Raw genomic sequence first — 26,369 nt, forward strand, 5'->3', positions numbered from 1 at the left:
GGGCTAATTTCCGGCCGTACTACTGAGCTTGGCTTCAAACTCATTTAGAAAGATCGAACGTGTGCCCAATGGATTATGAAAATCGAATTCGACAGACTGGACAAATTTACCCGTGCCTTTGATGCGTAAAAGCATAGTCATAGGTTCGTGCCCCTCCGGCATCCATCTGGCAGCTATCTTGTACCGCCCGAGCGGTATTTTATCCAACCCGTGACCGCCTGTCTCGAGTACATCTGCGCGTTTCGTAATGATTTGGCCGGTGCTGCCGTCAAATAACGCTCCGACAGGTGTGAGTGTAACTTCAAGGTCGCTCATTTGGAATTCTGGCAAACTATCGTCAAACGACCAAAAATCGGGATTGATTTCAATATGCCCTACAACATCCTTCAAGGTAAAATTACGAATAGCCCCTGTGCTCCCGGCGAACGGTTTATCGACGTCAGACCTTAAAAAGAAACTAAGTTCCTTACCATTGTACTCACGGGAGAAAGACGAGGACATACTCCATGTTGCGGGAACGTGAGCCAATTCAATTCGATAGTATCCATTCTCATCGGTAACACTTTGCATATTGCTATCATAAAGCAATAGGTTATCCGCATTTATCGTGATTCCCGGAATTGGATTGCCCTGAGAATTCAGTAAATACCCTTTAACGACGTAGGGTTCAACCTCTCCTGCAGATGGTACGGGCGCCGGTGTTGGTGTTGGTGTTGGTGTTGGTGTTGGTGTTGGTGTTGGTGTTGGTGTTGGTGTTGGTGTTGGTGTTGGTGTTGGTGTTGGTGTTGGTGTTGGTGTTGGTGTTGGTGTCGGATTCGTGCCTGGGGCGGGGTCCTCAATCTGAATCGTCCACACATTGCCGCTGCTGGAGAAAGCAACATCGTAACCGCTGCTCTCCGAAACGAAGCGCAATGGTACCATCGTACTGCCGTCAATGATCTGGGCAGGTACGTCCAGGCTGACAGTTTTTCCGTTTACGACTGCATTCGTATTATTGATCGTCAATTCGATTGAGAGGCCGTTCTTCGTTCCGATCGCTTTCCGGACAGCACCCTCCTCCACCCATTTCACCGTAAACCCTAAGGTTTCAAACAGTTTGCGGAATGGGACAAGCGTACGACCGTCTTTCACGATCGGCTGTGCATCGTCAAAATGAAGCTCTGCCCCTTTGAAAAGTACATGGATCGCAATATCCTTCGATCCATCCGCAGGAGAAGGGACAGGAGCCGGGCTCGGGGTCGGTGTTGGGTTAGGCGACGGCGTCGGGTTCGGATTAGGTGCCTGCGAGGGTGTCGGACTCGGTAACGGCACTGGCGTCGTAGAAGGAGCAGACGTCCCTTCCGAAATCATTGGCTTCTTGTATTTAATCGGTTTGGAAACTATCGCACCTTGCGGTGTCTCGATTTCCAGCACGTAAGACTGCGTTTCCTTAATCGTGCCGTTGTCACTAGCGTACAAGTCGAACGTAAGCTGCCCTTGGAACTCGCCGACCGGCTCCTTCACATCTTTTCGAAAACCTGGGTTAATAATTTCGCTTTCATGAGTTATAGCGCCGTCTGCAGCTGTAATCGATTTGTCCTGTACGATGCCGAGCAACCAGCCGGTCGTAGCGCGGTTCGTTCTCCACATCCCTTGAGAATTATCCTTGCCGTAATCATCCGTAGAGCGGAGCACAACCGCATTAATGAGCGTTTTTTGTGCTAAGTTCAGCACCAGCTTGAAGTGGCCATCCTTATTGCCCTCCGGCTTGAAGTCAGCTGCTCCGACAACATCAGACGCAGTATCGAGCAGACTAAACTCCTTGATTGTAACTCCAGCAGGCGAGGTTTCTCCGAAAGCGCCGGCGACTCCGCCATACGACAAGCAGCCCGCCAGCACAAGGGAAACAGCTGATTTCCAAATTCTTTGTTTTTTATACGTAACCATCATGTTCATTCTCCTTCTCCCAATTCTACAGATATGGAACGAATTTACCACTAACTAGTTGTCAAGTGTTTCTAGGTGCGTTCTTTGACTTGATGGATTTATTATAACTCCCCAAACTTCCCTTTCGACAGAGGAGGCGATTCCCGAAAACCGGGAATTTCGGTTGGGAAACTTCCATACCGACTTGGTAACCAACAAGTTCCGATCAAAAAAACAGGGAGCAGATGCCGCTCGGCAAACTGCTCCTTGTTCTTTGAACGAAAGCTAACCCTTAGCTTTCCACTCTCGGTATTTGTTTCTCATAAATGATAAAAGGATAAAACTCGTTTTAACTGGATGTCGTTTTTTATCCTTCAACTAATTGATACAATCTAATGTCTTCTCTTTCTGTTTCAGCTATTAGTATGTCATTTCGCTCTTTGACACGAAAGATCTTTGTTCCGACTACAAGTTTATTAGCTGTTCCGTTTTTAAAAGCTTTACCATTATTACTTTGTTGAGTAATTTCAGTTACTTGTATGTCTTTCGTTAATTTTAACTCGTCTACCCAAGGAATTCCTGCTTTGTATATGGTGTCTTTACACATAAAAACATTTGCATTCGGATCCATTCTTAAAACTTCTTGTGCAGTTGGATTTCCAATTGTTTTAGTCTGTTCTGAAGTCATTAATATTTCATTTTTCGTGCACCCTGCTGTAATAAAACACGTTAACAAAAGAATAAACATAACGATTCTCATGCACTCCCCTCCTTCAGTTTCAATGATGGGGTAATATCCTATACATTAGGACGATAAAATTATTTCGAATGTTACGTTAATCTGCCCACATTAATTAAGGACAAGAATATCTTTATACGGAAGCATCCTACTTAAATAGCTTTAATTACAATCTAACGAAACATTTATACAATCTTAACATGATCATTATTGTAAAAAAATAGTGGTTAATTATACTAGATTAGTAATCTTAAATTTATAAATAGGAGGAAAGTCAACAAATGAGAACAAACTTTCTCAAGAAATTCTCATGGATAGTACTGGCTGCGATTATGGTACTATCGAATTTATTCAGTGTTCTACCTAGTACGGCATCGGCTGCTAATGCTGATGGTTCCATGACTGTTGCCGAGGCTATTGCCAATAACAGCGGGACTGGAACAGTGGAAGGGTACATTGTCGGACATGCCACCGGTTCATTGTCGGCGAACTTTCAATCTCCGTTCGGCAATGATTTCAACTTCCTAATTGCAGATACCTCAAGTGAACGGGACAAAACCAAATTATTGGACGTCCAGCTTACAACAGCATATCGTGCCCAGTTCGGACTTCAAACCAACCCCAGTATTATCGGAAAAAAAGTAAAAGTCACAGGGACGTTATCCGCTTACAACACATTCCCCGGGTTAAAAACGCCTACTGCTCTTACCTTTATTGATGACACTACGCCTCCGCCAACCGGCGTCATTTCCATTGCTGATGCGAAAAAAGCCGCCGGCACCGTTACCATTGCAGGTGTCGTTACAGCAGACAACTCTGCCATCGGCGGAGGAAAGCTCTCTACATTTGTGCAGGATAACACCGGAGGAATCAACATCTTCAACTCCTCCACGGTCGGTTTCCCGGATTTAAAAGAGGGCGACCAAATTCAATTAACAGGAACGATTACCTCATATAAAGATTTAACGGAGATTAGCCCTACCTCCATTACTGTGACCGCTCACAATCAAGCTATCCCTGCGCCTGTTCAGGTGTCCTTAGCCGATCTTCAAGACACGGCAAAAGCAGAGCAGTATGAAGGCCAACTTGTGCATATAAGCGGTTATTTCAAGATTGTTCCGGCAACCCCTGCCGGCGGCGGATATAACATTCAAGTCGTCGATCAACAATTTAACGGTACTACTGTGCGTATCATTGACGGCTCCCTTGATATGGCTGCTGTTCAACAAGATAAGTGGTATGAGGTTACAGGTATATTGGGACAGTATACTACCTATCAAGTAATTCCTCGTAAAGCAGCGGACTTTGTTCTTGCCGCCAACCAACCGCCCTTGTATCCGACTCAACCTGGCGACTATGAAGCAACTGTCGCAAGGGTTGTAGATGGAGATACAATCGCCTTGCAAAGTCCTGTACTGGGCGCTACAAATGTCCGTTTCTTAAATATCGATACTCCAGAATCTGATGGATACATCAATCTAAACGGCGGGGTAAAAACTCCAGCTGACCAGAACCAATTGGATCTTGGTTTAGCGGCCAAGCACTATATGGAAACCCTACTTCTGCCGGGCGATAAAGTCGTCTTAAAGGTTGGAGAAGAAGCGACGGATCACTATGGCCGCTTATTGGCTCAAGTTGTACGCAAGTCCGATAGCTTGAATACGAACCTTGAAATGGTGAATAAAGGTTACGCTGTAACTTACTTCATCTGGCCGGTCGGTACTGCAGATGAGTACAATATGTATCAAGCAGCTGTGAAAGCGGCAAAGGACCAAGAATTAGGGATTTGGAATCCGGCTAATCCGTTGCAAGAGCTTCCATTCGTATTCCGTGCACGTTTCTCCGGAGAAGGCTTGACTCGCCCGGTCGGAAACTCCGATACGAAAATCTATGTGGACAAAGAAGAGTGGGCCTCCGTTCCGGTAGAGAAACGTATTTTCTTTAACACGGAAGCCGATGCGATTGCCAACGGATATTCCAAAGCAGCGCAAATTCCGGTTCCTCCTCTTCCGGATGGAACGGGCAAAAAAGTACTGTTTGACAACACGCACGGTCAAACAGCCGGCGCAGCCGACTGGGTCATTGAAGGCGGATTCTCCGATTTCGCTGACGGATTGAGAGCGGCAGGTTTTACCGTAGATGCGCTTGAACGCTCGATCCCTTATACATTCGGTGAACAAGCCGTAACCTACGATAACTTGAAAAATTACGACGTCTTCATTATCGGAGAAGCAAACATTCCTTATAAGAAATCCGAACAAGATGCAATGCTTCAATACGTCAAAGATGGCGGCAGCATATACTTCATTGCCGACCATTACAATGCAGACCGCAATAAAAACCGTTGGGATGCTTCGGAGGTTATGAATGGTTACCGCCGTGGCGCATGGGACAACCCTGCCAAAGGAATGTCCGCGGAAGAAGCGGCGTCCGCAGCGATGCAAGGCGTACAAAGCTCGGACTGGTTAGCCCAAAACTTCGGCGTTCGTTTCCGTTATAATGCGCTTGGCGACGTAGATAACCTGACGGATGTTGTAACGCCGGACCAATCGTTTGGAATTACCGCAGGAGTAAACTCGGTTGCGATGCATGCGGGATCCACTCTTGCGATTCTAGATCCGACTAAAGCAAAGGGACTTGTTTACGTTCCAACCAGCGTTCCTGCTTGGGCTAATGCCGTAGACAGCGGGATTTATAGCGGAGGTGGCCGTGCGGAAGGCCCGTTCGCAGCCGTATCCAAGCTTGGTGCAGGGAAAGCGGCCTTTATCGGCGACTCCTCTCCGGTTGAAGATGCCACTCCTAAATATTTGCGCGAAGATAACGGATCGAAGAAGACGACCTATGACGGCTTCAAGGGCGAAGCCAACGATGCCGCGTTCTTGGTTCATACCGTCGAATGGTTGGCAAATCATGAAAGCTACACCAGCCTGGCTCAAGTAGCGGGGCTTCAATTGGATCAACCGACTCAATTGCTCGCTTTCGAGAATCCGGCGCAATCTACAGAGCCGAAGCCGGAACCATGGGCCGCTCCAGATGCCGGATATAAGTGGTACGACCCTTCTACTTTTAGAGCGGGATCCTATGGATCCACTCAGCAAGCGCCAGTTCAAGCGCAGTATACATTTGTTCATCAGAGCACACTGCCGAACGCCGAGCAGTTCCAAATTCGCGTAACGGTAGATAAGCTCTTGCCAGGGCAAACCGTTTCGAACCTGACAGTCGGTTTGTATCTATCAGGAGGAACCCAGGTAGCCAAATTCCAGAATGCAGACGGCACATGGCCTACCAACTTTGGATATAGCGCGGGCTTCTCCGCTACTGCCGACGCTACTGGCCATGCCTATAAAGACTTAACGGTTCAAATCAACCCGGCAACCGCAGGTCAAGCCAGCTTGCGATTGAAGGTAAACGGCAATAATCAAATGACAGAAACCGTGTCGATCGCCAACGTACCTGCCGAACCATTGCCTAAAGATCATCCGCCGGTTCCGGACAAAATCTCAATTGCGGATGCTCGCCTGAAGGCAGACAACAATTTGGTAACGGTAGAAGGCGTCATCACTTCGGAGCCGGGAGCATTCGGCGGTCAAGGCTTCTACCTACAGGATGAGACAGCCGGAATTTACGTGTTCCAAAACGCAGCAGGTTATCATGCCGGTGATAAGATCTCCATTAGCGCGAAAAAGACGGTATATAACACAGAATTGGAATTAACCGACCCTGTTGTTCTCGAAAAAATAGGAACAGTTGGTCTGCCGGGAGCCATCGTCCAACCGGCAATAAATGATGACAATCAAGGTCGACTTGTAAAGCTGGAAAACGTCACCATTCAAAGCTATAAAACAGCATCGCCTGCAGGTTCCTTTGAATTTGACGTCGTGAACGGATCGGGCTCCACACACGTTCGTGCAGATGTCCGCACAGGGATTAGTTTCACTGAATTTAAGGCTAAATTCCCAGAAGGAAGCCTGGTGCACATGACAGGCATTTCATCAATCTTTAAAGGAATTTACCAGCTCAAACCGCTTGCAATCAGCGCTGTAGAGCTCGCAGACGTAATTGCCCCGACAGCAACAGTAGCATACAGCACAACTGCTCTGACGAACCAAGATGTGACCGCTACGATCACACCAAGCGAACCAGTGACGATCACGAACAACAGCGGTTCGACAAGCTATACCTTCGCAGATAATGGCAGTTTCACGTTCGAATTCATCGATGCGGCAGGTAACAAAGGTACAATAACAGCAACAGTCGCGAACATCGACAAGGTGGCACCGACGGCAACCGTCGCATACAGCACGACTGCTCCTACAAACCAAGATGTAATAGCGACGATTACGCCGAGCGAAGCGGTAAGCGGTCCGCTGACCCACACGTTCAGCGATAACGGCAGCTTCACATTCGAATTCACGGACGCAGCCGGTAACAAAGGCAGCGTAACGGCAACTGTCAGCAATATCGACAAAATCGCGCCGTTGCTCAAGCTCTCAGTCGATAAACCGGTACTGCAGGAGAATAATCACAAAATGGTGCAAATAAACGTCGGCGTGGAGACGGACGGAACCGGCACCGGTGTCGCTTCCGTCGTGCTGACCTCGATCACATCGAATGAGCCTGAAAACGGACTAGGCGATGGCAATACGGAGAACGACATTCAAGACGCGGCGATCGGAACAAACGATACATCGTTTAGCCTCCGCGCGGAGCGTTCCGGTAAAGGCAGCGGACGAATTTATACGATCACGTACACAGCCACCGATCTAGCTGGAAATACAACAACCTCGTCAACTCAAGTGGTCGTTCCTATCAAAAAATAAAAAATGAGCATCAACAAAAAGGCAGTCCTCAAGATGAGGACTGCCTTTTTTGGTATTACTGTACATCTCCCCTACATCTTCAATGCCAAATCATTCTAACCCAACTACATCTCAATCAGAAACAATTCTTCCAAATCCTTTTCTAGCAAATCACTCAATTTCTTTGCCGTAGATGGACCCACTGATTTAATCGATCGTTCAAGCAGACTGATATAAGCATGACTTAAACCCGAGTGCTTCGCCAACTCTCGCTGCGAGTAACCTTTAATGACTCTCGCTTTAATAAAAACATCGGTCCTCGCCAAGATCTTAATATTCATTCTGCCATAGACCCCCGTTCTCATTTTGTTCCCCTTGTAACATTATACCATTAAATTTTACTTATGCAACCATTTTTGTTTACATAAGTAACCTACTGTGGATCAATTTTATTCATTGCTCCGATTGTAATTACTTTAGTAAACTGATACGATTATATCGTTTACTAATGTTTACTTTTGTTAGTGAGGGTGAGTGAGAGTCTATGTATTTCTACGATAAATTAAAAGATATGCGCAAATTAAAAGGTTTCACCATTCGTGAGCTTGCCGACCGTTCAGGAGTCTCAGCCGCTTATATTTCCCAACTAGAGAACGGTAACCGCGGCATACCTTCACCGGAAGTATTAATGAAGCTGTCCGAAGGGCTTAACACTTCCTATTCCGAACTAATGGATATCGCAGGATATCTGGAGTCATCCCCGACTGAACAGCAATTTCAAAGCAATCCCGTTAATTTGCGGCGTTTTCTCCGTGAGAATGAACTCATGTTTGATGGTTTTGTACTTACGACAGAAGATAAAGAATGGGTCGAGCGTATGCTGACTGTCTTATTTTGGAAAGAACGTCAAACGAAAATCGACGGTCAATGATTCGTTCTTATTTTACAAGGCCGTTTCGAACAATTCTTGTCATCATTTCTGCGTTCGGGTACTGGACTTCTTCATATTGCTTGACCACGTCTTCAATCCGAAATGCAACACGTTCAATCGATGTTCGGATTTGTCCATTTTCGATTTCTACAATGGCATAAGCTGCTTTCGGCATACCGTCAAAAGGTAGACCTACACTTCCGATATTCATCAGTATTTTACCTTCCATATAACGGATGAATGGCCTGTGGATATGAGCATAAATGAAGATGTCAGCATCCGAAGCGGACATAAGCTTAGACTTCAGCACCTCATCACCAGCGCCAGGAAGAACAACTTCGAACAGGCTATCTGGCGTCGCATGGAATGCATGAATCGTGATACCTTCTATCTCAAGCTTCAATTCAGTCGGCAGACTTGATAAGTATTCGACATCCTGCTCGTCCAATTGCGCAACCGTCCACTCCCGTTCCGCCCTCATCATTTCGATGACCTGCTCCGGGACTTCTCCTTGATTTACGCCGCGCACAACCCATTCATCTGCGTTTCCTTTAATGACCTGCGTCTGTAAAGATTGGACCAATGCAAGAGATCGTTTGGGATCCGGTCCACGGTAGCAAAGATCCCCCAGCACATATACGCGGTCAATCTGGTTCTTCCTTATATCCTCCAGAACGGCTTCCAGAGCGATTGCATTCCCATGTATATCCGAAATAAAGGCTAGTTTCACCCGGTTTTCCCCCTGTTTATCGCTCACTTCATGATTGGATAGTCGATCACAATGACATTCTCAAGGATTCCCTCTAAGGATTGCACGAATTGCTGATGCGCAGGATGTGGTCCGTATTGACGCAGAGATTCTTGATCTTCAAAAGTCACACGAAGTCCTATCGTGTATCCTTGCACATTTTCTGTTTCTTCTGTCACATTTACGCCTGCTGATAAATCAACGATCCCAGGAATCTTATTTTTAAGAGACCATAAGGTTTCAAGCAATTCCTTTTCCTTCTGTTGAGCTAAATTCTCTTTAAATTTGAACGAAACTAAGTGTTCAAACATCATGGCTAAAAAAGCCTCCTTTAGAATTAAATTAGAATGATAGACTTTGACCAGGTTCTACGACAACACCTTTTATTCCCTCAGCAGCCAAACTCTCTACAAAAGCCGTCGGATCCTGCTTAATGAGAGGAAATGTGTTGTAGTGCATCGGAACAACCATTTTTGCTTGTAAAAATTGTGCAGCGATAACAGCGTCGCGGGGGCCCATGGTATAGTTGTCACCAATTGGAAGAAAGGCAAGATCGATCGCATTTAATTTGCCAAGCAATTGCATATCTCCAAAAAGGCCCGTATCGCCTGCATGGTATATCGTTTTCCCCTCTACGGTAAGGAGGAAACCACTAGCCATCCCTGTATACATATTTTCTTTGGTTCCAGGCGGGTTATAGGAAGAATCATGCAGCGCCAGCGTCATTTTCACTTTACCAAAAGGAAACTGATATTCCCCGCCAATCCCCATTCCGTGGGTTTTTGCCCCTTGGAAAGACAAGTACCTTCCCAAATCATTGGGTGCAATAATCGTGGCTTCGTTCCGCTTTGCAATCTCTATTGAATCACCTAAATGATCGGCATGACCATGTGTGACGAGTATGTAATCAGCCTTAATATCTTCCGGTTTTGCAGTGGCTAGAGGGTTATGGTTCAAGAAGGGATCAATGATGAGCGTATGCTCCTTTAATCGAATCTCAACACAGCTTTGTCCATGAAAAATAATGTTCATAAAATCGCTCCTTTGTCATTAGCTGATTTCAATTCATTGTTTTTGATTAGGCCTGAGCCTATTTTAGCATACTTTATTTACCATTAGCTTCTTTTACGATTCCCATTTACATTCCTCAGGCTTCTTATCCGGCAAAAAACCACGAAACACCGTAGTCCTTAATTGATGCGTGTCGGTTCGCTCCAAATAGTCAATCCTGCAGCACAAGCGTGGTTCAATCCACTGCGTTTTCTCTTCCACGAACGTGTTCAATTGCTTAGCTAACAGTAAGAACATTTGCTTATCTTCGGATTGAAAGCCAAACTCAACCACACCAACCGCCTTATTCTTCACCGTTCTGAAATTCAAGCCGATTACTAAGCCAAACGGATTTGATCTATACCCCAAAATAACTACATCAATCGATTTAAAATATTTCACTTTCAGCCAGTCGTTACTCTTGGTATCCAGTTGATATTTGGAATCTTTCCGCTTCGCTACAATGCCTTCCATATTCCGTTCTTTCATTAACTCAAATAGCGCCTTACCTTGTCCATCTATGAACATAGTAGGCATGATAACAGATGTAGCATCGATGATGTCGCCTAGCCGCTGTTTTCGCTGCATCAACGATTCATCCAAGTGATCCCTATTTGTGTAAAGGACATCGAAAACAACAAAAGTAACAGGATGAGTGTTTACAGCGCGATTAATCTTTGCGGAAATACTCAACCGACCCCGATAAGAAAAATCATCAAAGACCGGTCTGCCATCACGTAAAACAATTCCCTCACAGTCAAAAATCGCTGTATGAGCCTTGATTGCCGCTGCTGCTTCCTTTAATTCGGGAAATTTGCTGGAAATCAACATACCGTTTCGTGTAAAAGCTTCAATGCGATTGCCCTGCTTGTGTATAAGGATTCGCCATCCGTCCCATTTGGGTTCAAATAAATAATTCTCGTCATCAAATGCTTCTTTACCGATACTGACAATCATTGGCTTTATTGGCTCAAATAGCACGTCTAACCACCCCATTACACCAGTGTGGCACTATCGTATCCGATCTAAACAGCTCTCAAGAGGCGGGTTATCTGTCAGCCGCTCACACCGGTTGCCTCTCTCATTTTCGCATCCAATAACTGGAATGCTTTCTTAAGCTCATCTTTAGGTATATTCGCAAAGCGATCACCGATAGTTACTTCATAACAACAAGTTGTCTCGCTGCTCTCTCTTATATAGTGGGTTAAGCCAATACCCGAATCCTCATACATGGCTACTAATATAGGTTCAAACTTTTCTTTCGGCAGATCAACATGTACATGAAACATGTTAGTCACAGGTTCTAACGGTTTTGTCGCAACACCATGGCATTGATTATAGTGGCCAGCAAGCACTTTGGCTTCTTCATAATACTGATTCATTTTAGGCAATCTCTGTTTGAAATAATGGCTGGCACTTAGGATATACGGATAAAGGCTGATTAAATCGCCTCCATGTCGTCTTTTCCATACTTTGGACTCTTTTGTAAAAGCTTCGTCCCCTGCTAGGATAGCTCCTGCGATCCCGCCAATTCCTTTGTAAAAAGAGATATACACACTATCAAAAAGCTCACAAATTTCTTCAGCTGTCTTTTGATAATAAGGTAGAATCTCGTACAGTCTGGCTCCGTCCAGATGCAGTCTAATCCCTTTTTCACGGCAATACGAACATATGGCAACAAGCTCCTCGTAGTCCGGCAACTGCCCGCCAATTTCACGTTGTGGTAATTCTATTAATAAACAAGCTATATCGTCTTGCATTTGGAGAACATCTTCCAGTCGGATTAGTCTGTCCTTATCCCCAAGCAAAATAGTTTCAATGTGGTGTAATTCTTTTAACCCGTCTTCTTCATGAATTTCCAGATGACTCAAAGGATGATAAGCTACTTTCTTAATGCCCTTCCTGTCACACCAGATTCTTAAGGCAATTTGCTGAGCCATGGTTCCGCTAGGGAAAAAGACAGCAGTTTCTTTACCCAAGAACGTCGCCATTTCTTCTTGAAAATTGTCGATAAGTTTTCCCGAACCATAAGTATCACTGTCCAGATTCCCATCGATATCGTTCAATACCTCTTTCAAAATCTGAATGTTTCTTTTACTATGGCCACCTACTGGATAAATACTTTGATTAAACGCTTCTAGTAAGGAATTATGCTTGCTCATTTGTATAAACCTCCATTGTCATTATTTCACTTGGTGGAACAACGGCCGTGACTTATAATCAAACTAACCTAGCAGCTCAGATGGGCTAATCTCTAAGTATATTTTACCAATGGTCAAGCTAAACTAAAAGCTGTTATTTCTAGACGAACGGCATTAGGAGGCTATATGTCCACAAAAGCAAAGAGTAATACATCAGGAACTATGAAGTGGTGGCAGCTGTCGTTGCTTGGAGTTGCCTGCACCATTGGTACTGGTTACTACTTAGGCTCGGGGATTGGTATCAAAATGGGCGGCGGATCCGTCATCTTCATGTTCATTCTCGCAGCATTAGGCACTTATTTGGTCTTTGATGTTTTGGCTCGAATGACGCAGGCGGATCCGCAGCAAGGATCTTTTAGGGCATATGCCAAAAGAGCATTTGGACGTTGGGCAGGCTTTAGCAGCGGATGGGTCTATTGGAGCTCAGAACTTTTAATTATGGGGAGTCAATTAACAGCTTTGTCTCTCTTTACCCGATTCTGGTTTCCAGCGATACCTATGTGGATTTTTGCAACAGTTTACGCTTTCATTGGACTGGGTGTTATCCTGCTCGGGACGAAAACATTCGAGCGCTCAGAGCATATAGTTGGTTTGGTAAGACTGTACAGGATTCTTCTTGCTCTTAAACTTAGGCGCATCGTTTTGTTTTTTGAAAAAGCGATGGTACGCATCACTCAAATTCCTCAGTGCATTTTGCAGAGAAAATTTGTCCGGTTCGTTCAACCAGTCTATTTCTTGTTTTAGTTTGGTGAGTTCAGAAGAGCATGCTCCATAACTTAAACCTTTACCTGTCTCTTTGTATGTGTCGTTCCATAGGGCTAGAAAACGATTAAACACAAAGCGACTGCATCCAATCGTCTTGTTAATGAGTGTTGTTTGTTCTGGCGTTGGGAAAATGCGGAATTTGTAAGCTTTGTGATGCAGCATGGTGAAAACGGCCTCCTCTCGTGTTGGAATATACATCCATTATAGAACATATGTTCGCTAAAATGGATTGTTTGTTCCCGTTTCCTAAACATCTGTCGGATAGTTGACGTGACAAAGCCACGCCCTATCCGAAGTTTTCTAACTCACGACTGAAGTCACGAGTTTGTGAATACTGTTCATCAAATTTCAAAAAAGCATTTGACATTCACGCTACGTAAAGCTGTACAGTTATGTTGTCAGGAGGTGAACAGATGGAATACACCGTGCAGCATCTGGGTAAATTGGCTGGGGTCAGTACCAGGACGCTTCGATATTATGATGAGATTGAACTTCTTAAGCCGGCAAGAATCAATTCGTCAGGATATCGAATCTATGGTCCAGCAGAAGTGGATAGATTACAGCAAATCCTGTTCTACAGAGAACTAGGAGTCAGTCTGGACAGTATAAAAGAAATTGTCACAGCCCCTTCCTTCCATGGAGCCACTGCCCTGAAAGAACACCATCAACAACTCCTCGACAAAAGAAAACAATTAGATGTACTGATTGCAAATGTTGAAAAAACAATTGCTTTTACGGAAGGGAGAATGACCATGACAGATACTGAGAAATTTGAGGGCTTCAAACAAAAGATGATTGATGATAACGAGGAAAAGTACGGGAAAGAAATACGCGAGAAGTATGGCGATGATACCGTAGATAAGTCCAACCAAAAAATAAAAAATATGACACAAGAGCAGCATGACGAAGTAACTCGATTGGCGAATGAAGTCATGGCTGCATTGGCGGAAGCTTTCAAAACCGGGGACCCTGCCAGCGATCTGGCTCAAGCAGCCGCGGGCTTGCATAAGACGTGGTTAAGCTATCACTGGAATGAATACAGTAAAGAAGCGCATGCTGGTTTAGCCCAAATGTATGTGGATGACGAAAGGTTTAAGGCTTACTATGATGAAAAGCAGCCCGGTACGGCTGAGTTTCTAAGAGATGCCATTCATATCTACACTGGTGTGAAGAAGTAATTCTATTGCATGGGACACTAGCACTATTTCTATTATCTCTGTTAAACATCCAGTTCTTTTACAAGAAACTGAATATACTAGTATTGCACCAGTCACCAGCAGCGACCTGTGCCATGTCACTCCAACTAAAGAAGCACAGAGCCCTCAAAGGGCCTGTGCTTCTTTACATTTTGGACGCATGCTTACTTAGCGATTGTTCCTACAGTTGGCTTCACAAGGGCCTTACTTTGCCATACTCGGCTCTTCCACCGTAGATACATGAGCAGCCCTCTCACCCACTCATCTACCGCAAATGCGACCCACACACCAAGCAGTCCCATTTTCATCACAATGCCAAACCAATATGCAAGCGGCACTGCGATCCCCCACATGGATAGAATCCCCATGAATACGGGAAATCTCGCATCTCCAGCAGCACGAAGGGAGTTAATAACAACGAGATTGAAGGTCCGGCCAGGCTCTAAGAGAACGGAGAGTATTAAAATACTAGAACCCATCGCAATAATTTCCGGATTGTCGGTGAATAGTCCCATCAGATCCTTGCGGAAAATAGAAGCAATTCCCACAACCACAAAGGTCACAAGAAGACTAATTCGCAAGCTTCGAATTAACTTATGATAGGCTGCCTTGAAAGCCCCAGCACCCACCATATGACCGACAATGATTTCCGTCCCCATTCCTATTGCCATAGCTAGCGCCATGAAATAGTTGGTTATATTCATCATGTAGATATGCGTACTCAAAGCCGCTTGACCAATAATATTTATAAAACTGACGATCATCATATGCTGAGACTGCCATGACAGATGCTCGCCAGCTGACGGAATGCCAATGCTCATGATTTGCTTCACAATACGGCTATCGAAGGTGACATAATGCTTCAAACGAATCGGTACCGGAATACGGCGATACAAGATGACAATCAGAACGATAAGGCCAATAAGACGGCTTACCACCGTGGATACAGCAGCCCCAGTTACTCCCCACTCGGGAAAACCAAGGTTTCCAAAGATAAGAAGGCTGTTACCGGCTACATGGATCAGATTCACACCCAACGTAACAAACATAACGTCTCTAGTCTGACCATTGGAACGAAGTACAGATGAGATCGCATAGGACAACGCCTCAATCCATATAAAAGCGCCAATGATATTTAAATACTTTTTAGCGATCTCTACCTGCTCCGGCGCCAAATTCATTAACCGCATCAGTGATTCACCAAAGGTAACCAACAAAATGCTAATCAAAATTCCAAAGATCAAATTTATCGTAATCGCGAGAGCTGAAATGCGGCTAGCTTCTTTCGCCCTGCCAGCACCAAGATTTTGTGCGACTGCTACACTTGTTCCAATCCCGACGAAGCCAAACATTAGAATGCAGAAAACGATGATTTCGTTCGCTAAGCCGACTGCTCCTGTCACTTGATCTGAGATCAGACTGAGCATAAATACATCAGCCGTTCCCAGCATCATCCGCAGGACGGAATCAACGAATATCGGCCATGTGACCGCGAATAGACCAAGCTTTTTCCAAGATGCTATTGATTCCATGTCTTTCAATCCCTACACTTTCTCATTTCAAATGATTTCAGTGTAGGATACGTAAGCGATTGCAGTCAAATGCTATTATTGTCCATTAACTACACCTGAATAATATGCCTGAGACTGCTCACAATAATGAAGGTTTTAAATATATCTAAGGAAGTGGGCTAATGTCGAACAAACAAAAAAATCAATCCAATCAACAAAAAGGTCAAAAAGCAAGTGAAGACAACAAAAACAATAATAGTAGCAATAACGGTATTGATGATGCAAATAAACATGCCGGCAACTAAAAGCTAGAAAAAAACCTTGGGAATCGGCTCCGATTTCCAAGGTTTTTCATAAACTGCAAGCTATTTCATCTTAACCCACGCACCGCGGTTGTCCGCAGATTCGATTTCAGCCTCAGCAATTTCAATGCTTCCCATCGTACTGGATGGAGTCGCTGTGGTAATACTCTCACCTGAAAGTAATGTCTCAATAAAATATTTAAGTTCGTTATAGTAGCCCATTTCCGAGGAAAGTTCAGGACTGAATCCTTTTCCTTCATTTACATTTACTTGTAAGGAATCACCTTTGAAAACAACATTGCCTTTTTCAAAATTAACTCGGAACTGCATATCGAAGCCATAGTCTCCTTCAAGCGTCCAATCTGCTTGAGCATTGATGACTTTGCCATCTTCATACAGATAGTTGGCAGAAACCACATCATATCCGCTGCCGGGAACGACATTTCGTGCCAAACAGGATACGGATTCAGGCTTACCGAACAACCAATGAACCATATCAATATCATGAACGTGCATATCTAAGAGTGCTCCGCCGCTTTTCTCCTTCTGTGTAAGCCATGGTCCCCAAGTCGGAGTTGCTCCCCCGCGGTAGAAGTAACCGCCAAGTGCTTGCCCATATGTTTTCTCTTCAACGACCTGCTTCAGGTATACATAAGCCGGCCAGAATCTCAAACATTGACCGATCATCAACTGCTTTCCATTCGCTTCGGCTGCTTGAATCATATCTTTACATTCCGCAGCATTCAGCGCCATCGGTTTTTCACACATAACATGAAGACCATGATTCAAACATTGAACCGCTATGTCTCTGTGTAGATACGTAGGTAGTGCAATATCCACGTAGTCAAGCTGTTCCTTCTCGAGCATTTCCGTCACACTTGTATATTTATTGTAGCGACCGAAGTCAATTCCGGATGAACCCGTATCGATGTTGCCTGCAGCCGCGCGGCCTTCAAGCTTTTCATTGTCAATATCGCACAAAGCCACAACTTGAATGGGAACTCCTTCTGACTCCAGACGAACGTAATTCTCCAGATGAGTCCTGCCCATAAAACCTAACCCAATTAATCCGATTCTTAGCATGTTGATTACTTCCTCCCTAAGATGGCATCCATAGCACCCGATGTATTGTAAATAATCTGTTCGCCATGATGCGTATAACCTGGAATCATTTCGGCAATGACATAATCGTCGTACCCGATGGCTTGAAGGGCTTTCATAACTTCTGGATAATTCACATCACCGGCTAGAAGATCAACAAAACCATGCAGGCCTCCTGCGGCGCGGCGATAATCTTTGAAATGCACTTTTTTGATACGTTTATTTAAAATGGAAATCCAATGCTCCGGATAACCGGCAAATAAAACATTCCCAACATCAAAGTAAGCGCCCACATATGGCGAATTGATTTTATCAATAAAGTCTCTCATTTCAAGCGGGGATAGCAGAAATTTGTTCCATACGTTTTCTATACCAATGGAAACCTTCAATGATTGGGCAACATCGGAAAGCTCATTAAACGCTTCCAAGGCGAAGTCATAGGCTTGATCATATGGAACCACTTCAGAATCCGGAATGAAATCAACACCAACAGCACCTGGCACAACCAATATCGTATCAACACCTAGAATAGCAGCGTTCTCCAATTGTTTCTTGACGATATCTTTCGCTTTCTGACGCGTTTGTGCATGTCCACTTGTTAAAGAATATGTCCAGTATAATCCACTGGCTAAGCTCGAAAGCGCAATGCCCTGATCTTCTGCAATCTTACGGTATTCTTTGATTCCGCTTTCTTTACTTTCCAAGCTTAATTCGCCAGTCTCGTTTAAAGCCAACTCAATGCCGTCGAATCCGGCTTTCTTGGCAACAGCTATACATTGTTCTACCTTCATGGAGTCTGGAAATGACCAAATATTGATCCCTTTTTTCATTGTTATCTCCTCCGTCTCTTCCCTCTATTATAAAAGAGCCACGTTCGATAAGATTTATCCAAAAAGCCGATTTATTTGCACTTTTACAAAAATGGATATGGTAAAATGAGATTAAAAATGAGTCTGGATCAAGAACCACCCTGAGAGAGGACGAGCAGCATGGATTTCCCAAGTATACAACTACAGGAATCACTTACCATTCAAACCCTCTTTTCTTTTCATTATTTCGAGTATGCAAAGGGATTTGTATTTGACGGAGAACAGCATGACTTCTGGGAGATTCTTTACGTGGACAAAGGGGAAGTTGAAGTTCGAGCCGATGATCACATTCATACCCTTCATCAAGGAAATATGATCTTTCACAAACCCGAGGAATTCCATACGGTTAGCGTGAAACACGAACATACACCGCCAAACCTTATCGTCATCTGCTTCGAATGCACGTCACCAGCCATGGCTATTTTCGAGAAAAAGATTCTGTCTTTAGGAGACCGGGAAAGAAATATCCTATCCCTGATTATCCAAGAAGGGTTTCAGGCGTTCCTGCCCCCATTTGATAAACCAACCGTTCATCATTTGGAAAGAAATCCGCATGCCCCTTTTGCCAGCGAACAAATGATCAAATCCTATTTAGAGGTTTTGTTAATCACACTCATTCGGAATCAAGAGCAAGCTTCTACGCCAGATTCGATGAAATACAAACAATCGTCCCTTCAAAAAGAAAAAGCCGAACAACGAATTGTTCAGCAAATAATGGACTATTTGAAAGCCAATCTTTCTCAATCCTTCACGCAAGACCATTTATGCCAAACGTTTCACTTGGGCAAAAGTCGATTGAAGGAACTTTTCCAATCCCAGATGCAAACAGGCGTCTTGGAAGCTTTCAAGTCCCTCAAAATTGAACAAGCCAAAACCTATATTAGGGATGGCCGTTATAACTTCACAGAGATTGCAGCTATGTTGGGATACGCCAGCATTCACTATTTTTCAAGAGATTTCAAGAAAACCGTTGGCATGCCGCCATCCGACTATGCAAAGTCCGTTAAAGCTCGTCTTTAGCTTTGAAAAGATGGGTGAAACTTTCCCTTACAATCGAAAGAAAACATAAAAAAGAGAAAGCAAGATCATCTTGCCTTCTCTTTTTTCATTCGTTCAACTGGCTCTTATTTGATTACTTTCAACAAGCGCTTAGCCGTTCCATTAGGCGTTTCGATGGTTTCATAGACATTGACAGTGAATGGATAGCTGAATTGATCGGTTGTAATATTCGTGGCATCCAGCATTTGTTTCCCGCTGATTAGTTTATTTACACCTGTGAAAGAAGCATCCTTAGAACCGACAATACGTCCGGCATTATCAACAATTTCAAATTTCAATTTCGAGAAGTTGTTGTCAACCACGACATTTTCTTTCTGTTTAATGTCCAGATCAAGTCGGAACTTATACGTATACGCCAATTGAGCCGTCGTTTGTGTGCTCACTGTTACATCATTGAATGTCAGGTCAAATGGATATAAGGAAATGTTAGCATCCGTTCCTTCCTTCTGTACATCCGTTTGCAGAGCGGCAATCGTCGTTGTAAAAGGTGCAGCAGCCACGGAATCGAGCAGCTTTAATGAGAAGTTGGTGCTCTCTTCGGTTTGCGGCACAATGTAGGAGTAGCTTACCACGTAGCTTAAACCAGGGTTTAACATCGTCGCTACATTCGTCTGACGAGATCCTTGATAAGTAACACCCTGCGCATTCACTAATTCCGATAGGAAAGCAGGCGTTGCTGTTGGCGTCGTACTTGTATTCGTTAATTTGAACTTAGCTACCGCAGTTTGGTAGCCTTCGCCTGGATTCTCATGCAGATGAAGCTCCATGAGCGACACTTCTGTCGACTTATCAACCACTTTGGTCAAAGCATCAAATGAGATCGGTTGACCTATCGTGTAAGGCGCTGCAGCCGAATTCCCTTGCTCTTTCGGCCATGCGATAGCTAGTTTGCCTGTTGCTAGCGTACTGGCTTGACCTCCACCTTTGGGCACAAACGTATCCGTCGATAAAACGAGAAGATTAGACAGTGTCACACCATTTTCCACTGGAATTGCGAAATGAATGTATTTCTTTTCACCTGCCTCCAAGGTTACCGGGTCTACTTCGGAACGTTTGCCTTCATAGCTTTTCTGATCGGACTGTGCGTCCATTCGGAAGGCAGGAACCGTTTCTCGCCCCGCTCCAGGATTACTAGCCAAAACCGTCACGACAGCTGCGCGGCCTGAGGCCGTATTTTGCATAGAAACTTCTACTGTCGAATACGTCAGTCCTGAATTAACCCCAGGAATGGTGAATGCCTGACCCCATGCTGCATTTTCGAGGCTCTGCAAAGCTGTACTTCCCATACCGCCATACCATACGGATTTAGTAGGCATAGCTAGCAGTGTAGTTTCAACCTTTGGATAGGAATAGATATCCACATTGACGAAGGATAACTGCTCAATTTGACCAATTTCCTTGCTATCAATGGATGTCATGTATACGAGCTCGCCGATTTCTTTGGGCTGCAAAGCTTCTTTATTACTCGCACTTGGTTTCAATGTATATGAAACGCCATTAGCGGTTTGAACACGAAGCTCGTGTTCGGGAACTCGGTTTTGCACGGCACCGCCGTTATATAAGCGGACAGTAACCGCTAGTTGTGAACCTGACGCCGTTGGCGTCACGGATGCACTTTTAATCGCGGCACGGATATCAGGTGTCAATCCGTAATTGACCGTTGGTGCAGAGGCAACAGGTGCCGCGAGGTCAGCCGCCCATGCGGCCGTGCCTCCTTGAACGATCATTGCTCCAAGCATGATAGCTGTCAGACTAGATTTCCATGGTTTGTTTTTCATCTAAGTACTCTCCTTATTGTGAAGTTTCGCTGATGTCTATTTGGCTGCTGGTGTTGTTGTCGGCTGCGGCACAGTGCTAGCACTATCTACTTTTTGTCCGTCTTTCAAAGTGTTCTGTCCGGCAGTAACCAATTTCTCACCGTCTTTGACCCCTTCAATCACTTCTTGATTTTCCCCGTTAATGCGTCCCAACTTCACTTTCCGTTTCTGATATTGGTCACCTTGCTGAATAAAGACGAACGTATCGGACTCTTCACGTATGATGCTTAATGTAGGAATAGCAACCACTTGTTCTTCCGTTTCAGTCGTAAGCTGTACCATGAATCGATTACCAGGCTGCAGCAGATGATCACTATTGGGAACTTCCAGCTCTAACGTGTACGTTTTTGTTGCAGCACTCATAATAGGTGCCAAGTAGCTAATTTTAGCTGTTCCTTTTTTATCAGGCGAATCCGGATTATAGTAAATGAGTTCTTGCTTTCCTTTAACAAGTAGGAAATTCGTTTCCGTAAGCTCGGTTTTGATTTTAATAGGATCAATCTGCTGAACTTGCCCAACTTTCCCTGCAGCAGCAGCTACTGTTTGCCCAACCACGACGTTGAAATCCGTTAGAACTCCGTTACCTGGTGCTTTAACTTGATAATTTTCTAAAGCGCGAGTCGCATCTTCAAGTGATAGGCTTGCGGATTCAGCCTGGGTTTGAATAGAAGAGATAGAATCCGAGTTATCAAAAGCTGAAAGCTTGCTCTGTGCAGCATCTAGATTCATCTTGGCGTTATCCAGAGCTTGTTTGGATTGATCCACCTGATGCTGAACGGCAATACCTGCGTCGTATTCATTACGAACTTTGTTGTATTCTTGCTCAGCATTCTGGAATGCCGTTTGCGATCTAGTTACATTGTCCGCCAGATCTTTGCGGTTATTAACTTTATTATCCTTTGCTTGCTGCAAGGATTCTTGGGCACTTCTTACAGAAAGCTCACTTTTCCTTTTGGCAGATAAGGCATCTTTATTATCAATAACGAAGAGAACTTCACCCTTCTCAACATACTCGCCACGTTTTTTCAATACTTCCGTTACTTCCCCATTGGCTTTCGCTACAACATCAAGCGTTGTTCCTGCCGCTACATCAGCAACCTGTTCGATCGGATTGCTAATTTTCTGCTTCTTTATGACATCCGTTTTAATCGCCCTTGGTGCTAACTGTACCGTTGCTGCCCCTTTTGCGCCTGGAGCGGAACAGGCTGACGCCAAGACCGCCGCTGCGGTCAATAACACGATCACCCCCATCGAACGGGATTTAAATTTTCGTTTCCGCGAACTGTCGTTAATCATCTATGTGCCTCCTTATACCTCTAACATCGTTTTTTCGTTTACTTTTTTACGATTGAACATACGACCTATCCGGTTCTTTATACTTTCAATCAATTCGTACACAATCGGTACGACAACTAGTGTCAATAGCGTAGAGGTAATCAAACCACCGATAACGACGACACCCAACCCTTTACCGATTAATCCGCCTTCACCAGAAATACCGAGCGCAAGAGGTACCAATGCCATAATGGTAGCTCCGGCGGTCATAATAATAGGACGAAGTCTTACTTTACCCGCTTCAATTAGAGCGTGACGCACCGTGTATCCCTCTTCGCGCAGCTGTTGTGCACGATCGATTAATACAATCGCATTCGTCACTACGATCCCAATAAGCATGAGGAAACCAATCATTGAGGTTACTGTTAACGGCTCTCTTGCTATGACAAGTCCGAGAAGACCCCCAATAACAGCGAGCGGTAGAGAGAACAGGATGGCGAAAGGTGCACTTGCGTTACCAAAGGCCAAAACCATAATCAAGTAAACCACGAATATCGCAGCAGCCATCGCGACGAACAACTGCATGAAGCTTTCATTCACGTCATCCGAAACACCACTTATTTTTGGTGTCACGCCTTCAGGCAATTCGATATCTTTCATTGCCGCGCTGATTTTGGCACTCACACCCGTTTTATCAGCTGCATTGATCTTTGCAGTCACTTTCACAAGCTGCTGCTGTTCCTCACGTGCAAGCGAAGCAGCGCCTTTCGTTTCACTGACCTTAGCTACTTCCTTCAGTAATACCTTTGAACCATTCGATCCGGTCAATGGGATATTACCTAGCTTTTCCAGTGTATCTTTGTCCGATTTATCTAACGATACCGTTGTTGTATAAACGATATTATCGAATTTCATATCTCCTAATTTTTGCTTTTGAATCCAGGCACGTGCGGTATCACGTACAGTCGATGAGCTTAATCCATATGCTCTCGCTTTTTTCTGATCCACAGCAATTTCTACTTCTGTTTTAGCATCACTCAGGTTATCCCCAATTTCACTAAGCTCCGTAAATGTATTTAGCTTCTCTTTAACCAATTTGGCCGCTTTCTCTAATTGAAGCTGATCCTCCCCTTGCAACGTATAGGCAAAATCAGTCGATGAAACACCGAAATCACCTTCCATGGATTTAGGCTGTACTTCGGATCCGCTCGGCAGTTCAGAGAGAATAAAAGCTTTCATTTGGTCTTTCACTTTATTCGGATCAACCTTATCATTCACTTGGACAAAAATCTGTGAAGCATAAGGCGTCCGTTCGTCATCTTTGCCTGCATAACCGACTAATGCTTCAACGAATTTGAAAACGGGCTCGCCATTAGAATCTTTCGTATCTAGCAAGACGGTTTCAATCTCTTTCGTTTTCGAATCTGTAGCTTCAAAAGAAGTCGCATACGGCATTTTGATCTGGAAGTACATTGTTTTCGCAGGCTTCGAGCTAGGCAAGAACGAAACCGATAGGAAAGGTACCGTTGCCGCAATTGTGACTACAAGCATAAGTCCTGAAATTAACAATGTTTTGATCCGATTTTTCAAACTCCAGGTCAACACTTTTTCGTAGAATGTTGTTAATTTGGTTGGCTTTGATTCATCATGGTGACCTTTACCCGGCTTACTGCGAAGAACGAGTAATTTGGCAAGCATCGGAATAACCGTTAAAGCTACAATTAAGGAAGATAGAAGTGCGCAAGCAATAGTTAAGGCAAAAGGTCTAAAGAACCCTCCAACAACCCCCGTTACCAAAGCAAGCGGAGCAAAAACCCCTACAGTTGCCAGAGTTGAGGATGTAATAGCCATCGAAACTTGCTTTGTCGCTAAGGCGATAACGGATTCTTTACGTTCCTGCGCTTTTTCCAATGAAGCATATATGTTCTCGATAACAACAATGGAATCATCGACTACACGACCTACTGCGATAAAAATACCACCGAGTGTCATTGTATTAAGCGTTAAATTTAACTGCGACATTAATAACAATGTGATCAAAATGGAAAGTGGAATCGAGACGAGAACAATGAGTGTCATCCGAATGTTCCGTAGGAAAATGAGAATCATCAAGGAAGCTAGAACTGCCCCTACAATACCTTCACGCACAAGTCCTGTAATGGACTCTTTAATTTGATCTGCACTATCATAAGTATTTTTAAAAGTAATGTTAGGTAGTGTGGTTTCCCACTCATGAATCAGCTTTTCAATGGATCCTGAGAAATCAACCGCATTCGCACTGCCAGCTTTGTACAAAATCATACCAATAGCCGGCTTGCCATCCAATCTACCATTGAAGTCAGATTCCGTTATCGCCTTTACCTTGGAGACTTGAGCTAGTGTTACGATATCTCCTTTAGGGGTAGTGATTTCGACCTGTTGCAAATCGTACAAGCTTGATAAATTACCTGTAACACGAGTCATCTTATTGTTGCCGCTAATTTCTACACTGCCGATCGGGCTCTTCGTCGCGGCGGAATTAATCGCATTGCTCACTAAAGCCGGTGACAATCCATATACATCAAGCGCAGCAGCATCCAGCTCAATATCGAGTGATGTGCTTCTGGCACCAATAACGTCCATATGGTCAATCCCTTTAATTCCTTCAAGACCAGGCTTGATTTTATCTTTAAAAGACTTGTCGAGCTCTGTCTGGCTTACCCCGTCCTTCGCATAAGCGACTAAGTAATTTGAAGGGAAAGATGCCGCACCGAATGTGGAGGCTTTTGGCGCACCTGCCGTTGCTGGAAGAGAAACTTCAGCCAGCATGTCTTGAACAGCCTGCTTTTTCTTATCAATATCTACATTTTGTTTGAACATAATGATAATCATAGAGAAATTATCACTCGAAGTTGAAGTCATCGAATCCAGATCTTCAATGTTCGCTAGCTTTTCTTCAATAGGAGCCGTAATTTCATCCATGACATCCTTGGGCGCTCCTGTATAGGTAGTTGTTACAGCAACTACTGGAAAAGAAACGTTTGGCATGTTCTCTACTTTAAGCTGCGTGGATGAATAAAATCCGCCTACAAAAAGCATGATCATGATAATGAATAATGCCGAGACATTCATCATGGAAAACTGTGTTAATCGATTCATTCCTGTACTCCCTTCATGACAAGCATAAACTTAATCTCATCAAATGTTTATACGCTAACCATACAGGTTCAATATGAACCCAATATGAACAAATAAAAAAAGAAGGTCACCAATATGGCCGCGGAAAGCACGGGCATCAATTGGTGACCTAACTATAATAATGAAGACGTTTACTTATTATCCTAATTAACACAGAAACAATAACCTATCAGAATCGGCAATTATGCTAACTTTTCAATTACAATAGATGCGCTTACTACAGGTGTGCCTCCACCAATAGCGTTTTGCAATACCAAATTCCCCGTATTATCAATCCGATTCAGAGTCAATGTACCTCCTGCCGTTAATTGAGCAACGACCTGACCTTGGTAAGGTTGGTTTCCTGCGTTTGTGCCATAATTGCTGCAAGGTACCAAGTTAGCTGGAGTAGGACCAGCTGGATCAAAAAACAAGCCAAACGCATTATTACCTTGTGTTGGGAACACTTCCCAACTTATATTATAAGTGCCAGTCTCAAGGATGTTGATCGTTTGCGGAGCTGTGAATGAAATGGCCGTACCGTTGATAAGAGAATCATTGAAAGAGACGGCTCCGCCTTGCCCACCGGGGACTGATGCAGCAGCAATGTTTTGTTCCACTGTGCTGCAAAGGAAAGCAAATGAAGAAATCCCACCAGCTGGACCTTGCGGTCCTTGTGGTCCTTGTGGTCCTTGCGGCCCTTGTGGTCCTTGTGGTCCTTGTGGTCCTTGTGGTCCTTGCGGTCCTTGCGGTCCTGGAGGTCCTGGAGGACCCGGTATTCTACCCATATACAATCACTCCTTATTTGATTTCAAAATCAAGTTATTCACCCAACAGCATTTTGGCTGGGCTAATTTACCCCAAAGGCTAATTATTTTTCTAAAACACAGCAAATACACATTTTCTGTTCAATTGTATTCTTGTCCATGCATTTCCAATTTTCCA

19 protein-coding genes and 3 pseudogenes are annotated in these 26,369 nt (G+C 44.3%); 6 read left to right on the forward strand and 16 right to left on the reverse strand.

Translation table 11 applies throughout. From position 1 onward, the window contains the following. Nucleotides 1-3 precede the first annotated feature (3 nt). Nucleotides 4-1,929 carry a stalk domain-containing protein gene (locus tag NYR53_RS24890; RefSeq protein ID WP_261301818.1) on the reverse strand — a complete coding sequence of 642 codons (1,926 nt, stop codon included), beginning with the start codon at nucleotides 1,927-1,929 and terminating at the stop codon, nucleotides 4-6. Between the two features lie 343 nt (nucleotides 1,930-2,272). Beyond that, a complete protein-coding gene (locus NYR53_RS24895) occupies nucleotides 2,273-2,665 on the reverse strand; it encodes a hypothetical protein (RefSeq protein ID WP_261301819.1) in 393 nt (130 codons plus the stop codon). Nucleotides 2,666-3,048: 383 nt separating this feature from the next. Between NYR53_RS24895 and NYR53_RS24900 the strand changes: the two are divergent. Further along, nucleotides 3,049-7,464: pseudogene (locus NYR53_RS24900) on the forward strand (DUF6359 domain-containing protein); the annotation flags it as partial. Between the two features lie 104 nt (nucleotides 7,465-7,568). Here the strand turns inward: NYR53_RS24900 and NYR53_RS24905 are convergent. Next, nucleotides 7,569-7,784 (reverse strand): helix-turn-helix domain-containing protein, encoded by a 216-nt coding sequence (locus NYR53_RS24905; RefSeq protein ID WP_261301820.1) that lies wholly within the window; start codon nucleotides 7,782-7,784, stop codon nucleotides 7,569-7,571. A 230-nt stretch (nucleotides 7,785-8,014) separates the two neighbouring features. Between NYR53_RS24905 and NYR53_RS24910 the strand changes: the two genes are divergently transcribed. After that, nucleotides 8,015-8,374 carry a helix-turn-helix domain-containing protein gene (locus NYR53_RS24910; protein ID WP_261301821.1) on the forward strand — a complete coding sequence of 120 codons (360 nt, stop codon included), beginning with the start codon at nucleotides 8,015-8,017 and terminating at the stop codon, nucleotides 8,372-8,374. Nucleotides 8,375-8,381: 7 nt separating this feature from the next. Here NYR53_RS24910 and NYR53_RS24915 read toward each other — a convergent pair whose 3' ends face one another. The 5 genes from NYR53_RS24915 to NYR53_RS24935 form a co-directional block, all read right to left on the reverse strand. Next, entirely contained in the window at nucleotides 8,382-9,104 is a 723-nt protein-coding gene (locus tag NYR53_RS24915; protein WP_261301822.1) for a metallophosphoesterase family protein, read from the reverse strand. Nucleotides 9,105-9,127: 23 nt separating this feature from the next. Next, the gene (locus tag NYR53_RS24920; RefSeq protein ID WP_261301823.1) at nucleotides 9,128-9,436 is read right to left on the reverse strand and encodes a Dabb family protein; all 309 of its coding nucleotides are present in this window, start codon (nucleotides 9,434-9,436) and stop codon (nucleotides 9,128-9,130) included. Between the two features lie 28 nt (nucleotides 9,437-9,464). Further along, nucleotides 9,465-10,154, reverse strand: a complete 690-nt coding sequence (locus tag NYR53_RS24925; RefSeq protein ID WP_261301824.1) for a metal-dependent hydrolase — start codon at nucleotides 10,152-10,154, stop codon at nucleotides 9,465-9,467. A gap of 93 nt (nucleotides 10,155-10,247) precedes the next feature. Next, nucleotides 10,248-11,129, reverse strand: coding sequence for an ATP-dependent DNA ligase (locus tag NYR53_RS24930; RefSeq protein ID WP_261301825.1), 882 nt, complete (start codon nucleotides 11,127-11,129; stop codon nucleotides 10,248-10,250). A gap of 98 nt (nucleotides 11,130-11,227) precedes the next feature. Continuing rightward, nucleotides 11,228-12,334 carry a threonine aldolase family protein gene (locus NYR53_RS24935; RefSeq protein ID WP_261301826.1) on the reverse strand — a complete coding sequence of 369 codons (1,107 nt, stop codon included), beginning with the start codon at nucleotides 12,332-12,334 and terminating at the stop codon, nucleotides 11,228-11,230. A gap of 165 nt (nucleotides 12,335-12,499) precedes the next feature. Between NYR53_RS24935 and NYR53_RS24940 the strand changes: the two are divergent. Next, nucleotides 12,500-12,953 (forward strand): annotated as a pseudogene (locus NYR53_RS24940) (amino acid permease); the annotation flags it as partial. A 2-nt stretch (nucleotides 12,954-12,955) separates the two neighbouring features. Here NYR53_RS24940 and NYR53_RS24945 read toward each other — a convergent pair. Then, nucleotides 12,956-13,300 (reverse strand): annotated as a pseudogene (locus tag NYR53_RS24945) (helix-turn-helix domain-containing protein); the annotation flags it as partial. 251 nt (nucleotides 13,301-13,551) lie between these two features. Here NYR53_RS24945 and NYR53_RS24950 point away from each other — a divergent pair. Then, on the forward strand, nucleotides 13,552-14,316 hold the full coding sequence (locus NYR53_RS24950) for a MerR family transcriptional regulator (RefSeq protein WP_261301827.1): 765 nt from the start codon (nucleotides 13,552-13,554) through the stop codon (nucleotides 14,314-14,316). A 182-nt stretch (nucleotides 14,317-14,498) separates the two neighbouring features. Here NYR53_RS24950 and NYR53_RS24955 read toward each other — a convergent pair whose 3' ends face one another. Further along, on the reverse strand, nucleotides 14,499-15,866 hold the full coding sequence (locus NYR53_RS24955) for an MATE family efflux transporter (protein ID WP_261301828.1): 1,368 nt from the start codon (nucleotides 15,864-15,866) through the stop codon (nucleotides 14,499-14,501). 161 nt (nucleotides 15,867-16,027) lie between these two features. On the opposite strand from NYR53_RS24955, the gene NYR53_RS24960 reads away from it, so the two are divergent. Beyond that, entirely contained in the window at nucleotides 16,028-16,150 is a 123-nt protein-coding gene (locus NYR53_RS24960) for a hypothetical protein (protein WP_261301829.1), read from the forward strand. A gap of 60 nt (nucleotides 16,151-16,210) precedes the next feature. Here NYR53_RS24960 and NYR53_RS24965 read toward each other — a convergent pair whose 3' ends face one another. Together NYR53_RS24965 and NYR53_RS24970 are read right to left on the reverse strand one after the other, a co-directional pair. Further along, complete coding sequence (locus NYR53_RS24965) at nucleotides 16,211-17,230, reverse strand: Gfo/Idh/MocA family protein (protein ID WP_261301830.1); 1,020 nt, start codon at nucleotides 17,228-17,230, stop codon at nucleotides 16,211-16,213. Nucleotides 17,231-17,235: 5 nt separating this feature from the next. Continuing rightward, on the reverse strand, nucleotides 17,236-18,078 hold the full coding sequence (locus NYR53_RS24970; protein WP_261301831.1) for a sugar phosphate isomerase/epimerase family protein: 843 nt from the start codon (nucleotides 18,076-18,078) through the stop codon (nucleotides 17,236-17,238). 159 nt (nucleotides 18,079-18,237) lie between these two features. Between NYR53_RS24970 and NYR53_RS24975 the strand changes: the two genes are divergently transcribed. Continuing rightward, entirely contained in the window at nucleotides 18,238-19,137 is a 900-nt protein-coding gene (locus NYR53_RS24975; RefSeq protein ID WP_261301832.1) for an AraC family transcriptional regulator, read from the forward strand. Nucleotides 19,138-19,241: 104 nt separating this feature from the next. Here NYR53_RS24975 and NYR53_RS24980 read toward each other — a convergent pair whose 3' ends face one another. The 4 genes from NYR53_RS24980 to NYR53_RS24995 all read right to left on the reverse strand — a co-directional run bounded on the left by NYR53_RS24980 (nucleotide 19,242) and on the right by NYR53_RS24995 (nucleotide 26,212). Further along, the gene (locus NYR53_RS24980; RefSeq protein WP_261301833.1) at nucleotides 19,242-20,954 is read right to left on the reverse strand and encodes a hypothetical protein; all 1,713 of its coding nucleotides are present in this window, start codon (nucleotides 20,952-20,954) and stop codon (nucleotides 19,242-19,244) included. Between the two features lie 36 nt (nucleotides 20,955-20,990). After that, nucleotides 20,991-22,289 carry an efflux RND transporter periplasmic adaptor subunit gene (locus NYR53_RS24985; protein WP_261301834.1) on the reverse strand — a complete coding sequence of 433 codons (1,299 nt, stop codon included), beginning with the start codon at nucleotides 22,287-22,289 and terminating at the stop codon, nucleotides 20,991-20,993. A gap of 12 nt (nucleotides 22,290-22,301) precedes the next feature. Next, nucleotides 22,302-25,406: an efflux RND transporter permease subunit gene (locus NYR53_RS24990; protein WP_261301835.1), complete on the reverse strand. Its 3,105-nt coding sequence runs from the start codon at nucleotides 25,404-25,406 to the stop codon at nucleotides 22,302-22,304. Between the two features lie 221 nt (nucleotides 25,407-25,627). Next, entirely contained in the window at nucleotides 25,628-26,212 is a 585-nt protein-coding gene (locus NYR53_RS24995; protein ID WP_261301836.1) for a collagen-like protein, read from the reverse strand. Nucleotides 26,213-26,369: the final 157 nt, after the last annotated feature.

The organism is Paenibacillus andongensis, from assembly GCF_025369935.1.
In the GTDB taxonomy this organism is placed as follows: Bacteria; Bacillota; Bacilli; order Paenibacillales; family NBRC-103111; genus Paenibacillus_E; species Paenibacillus_E andongensis.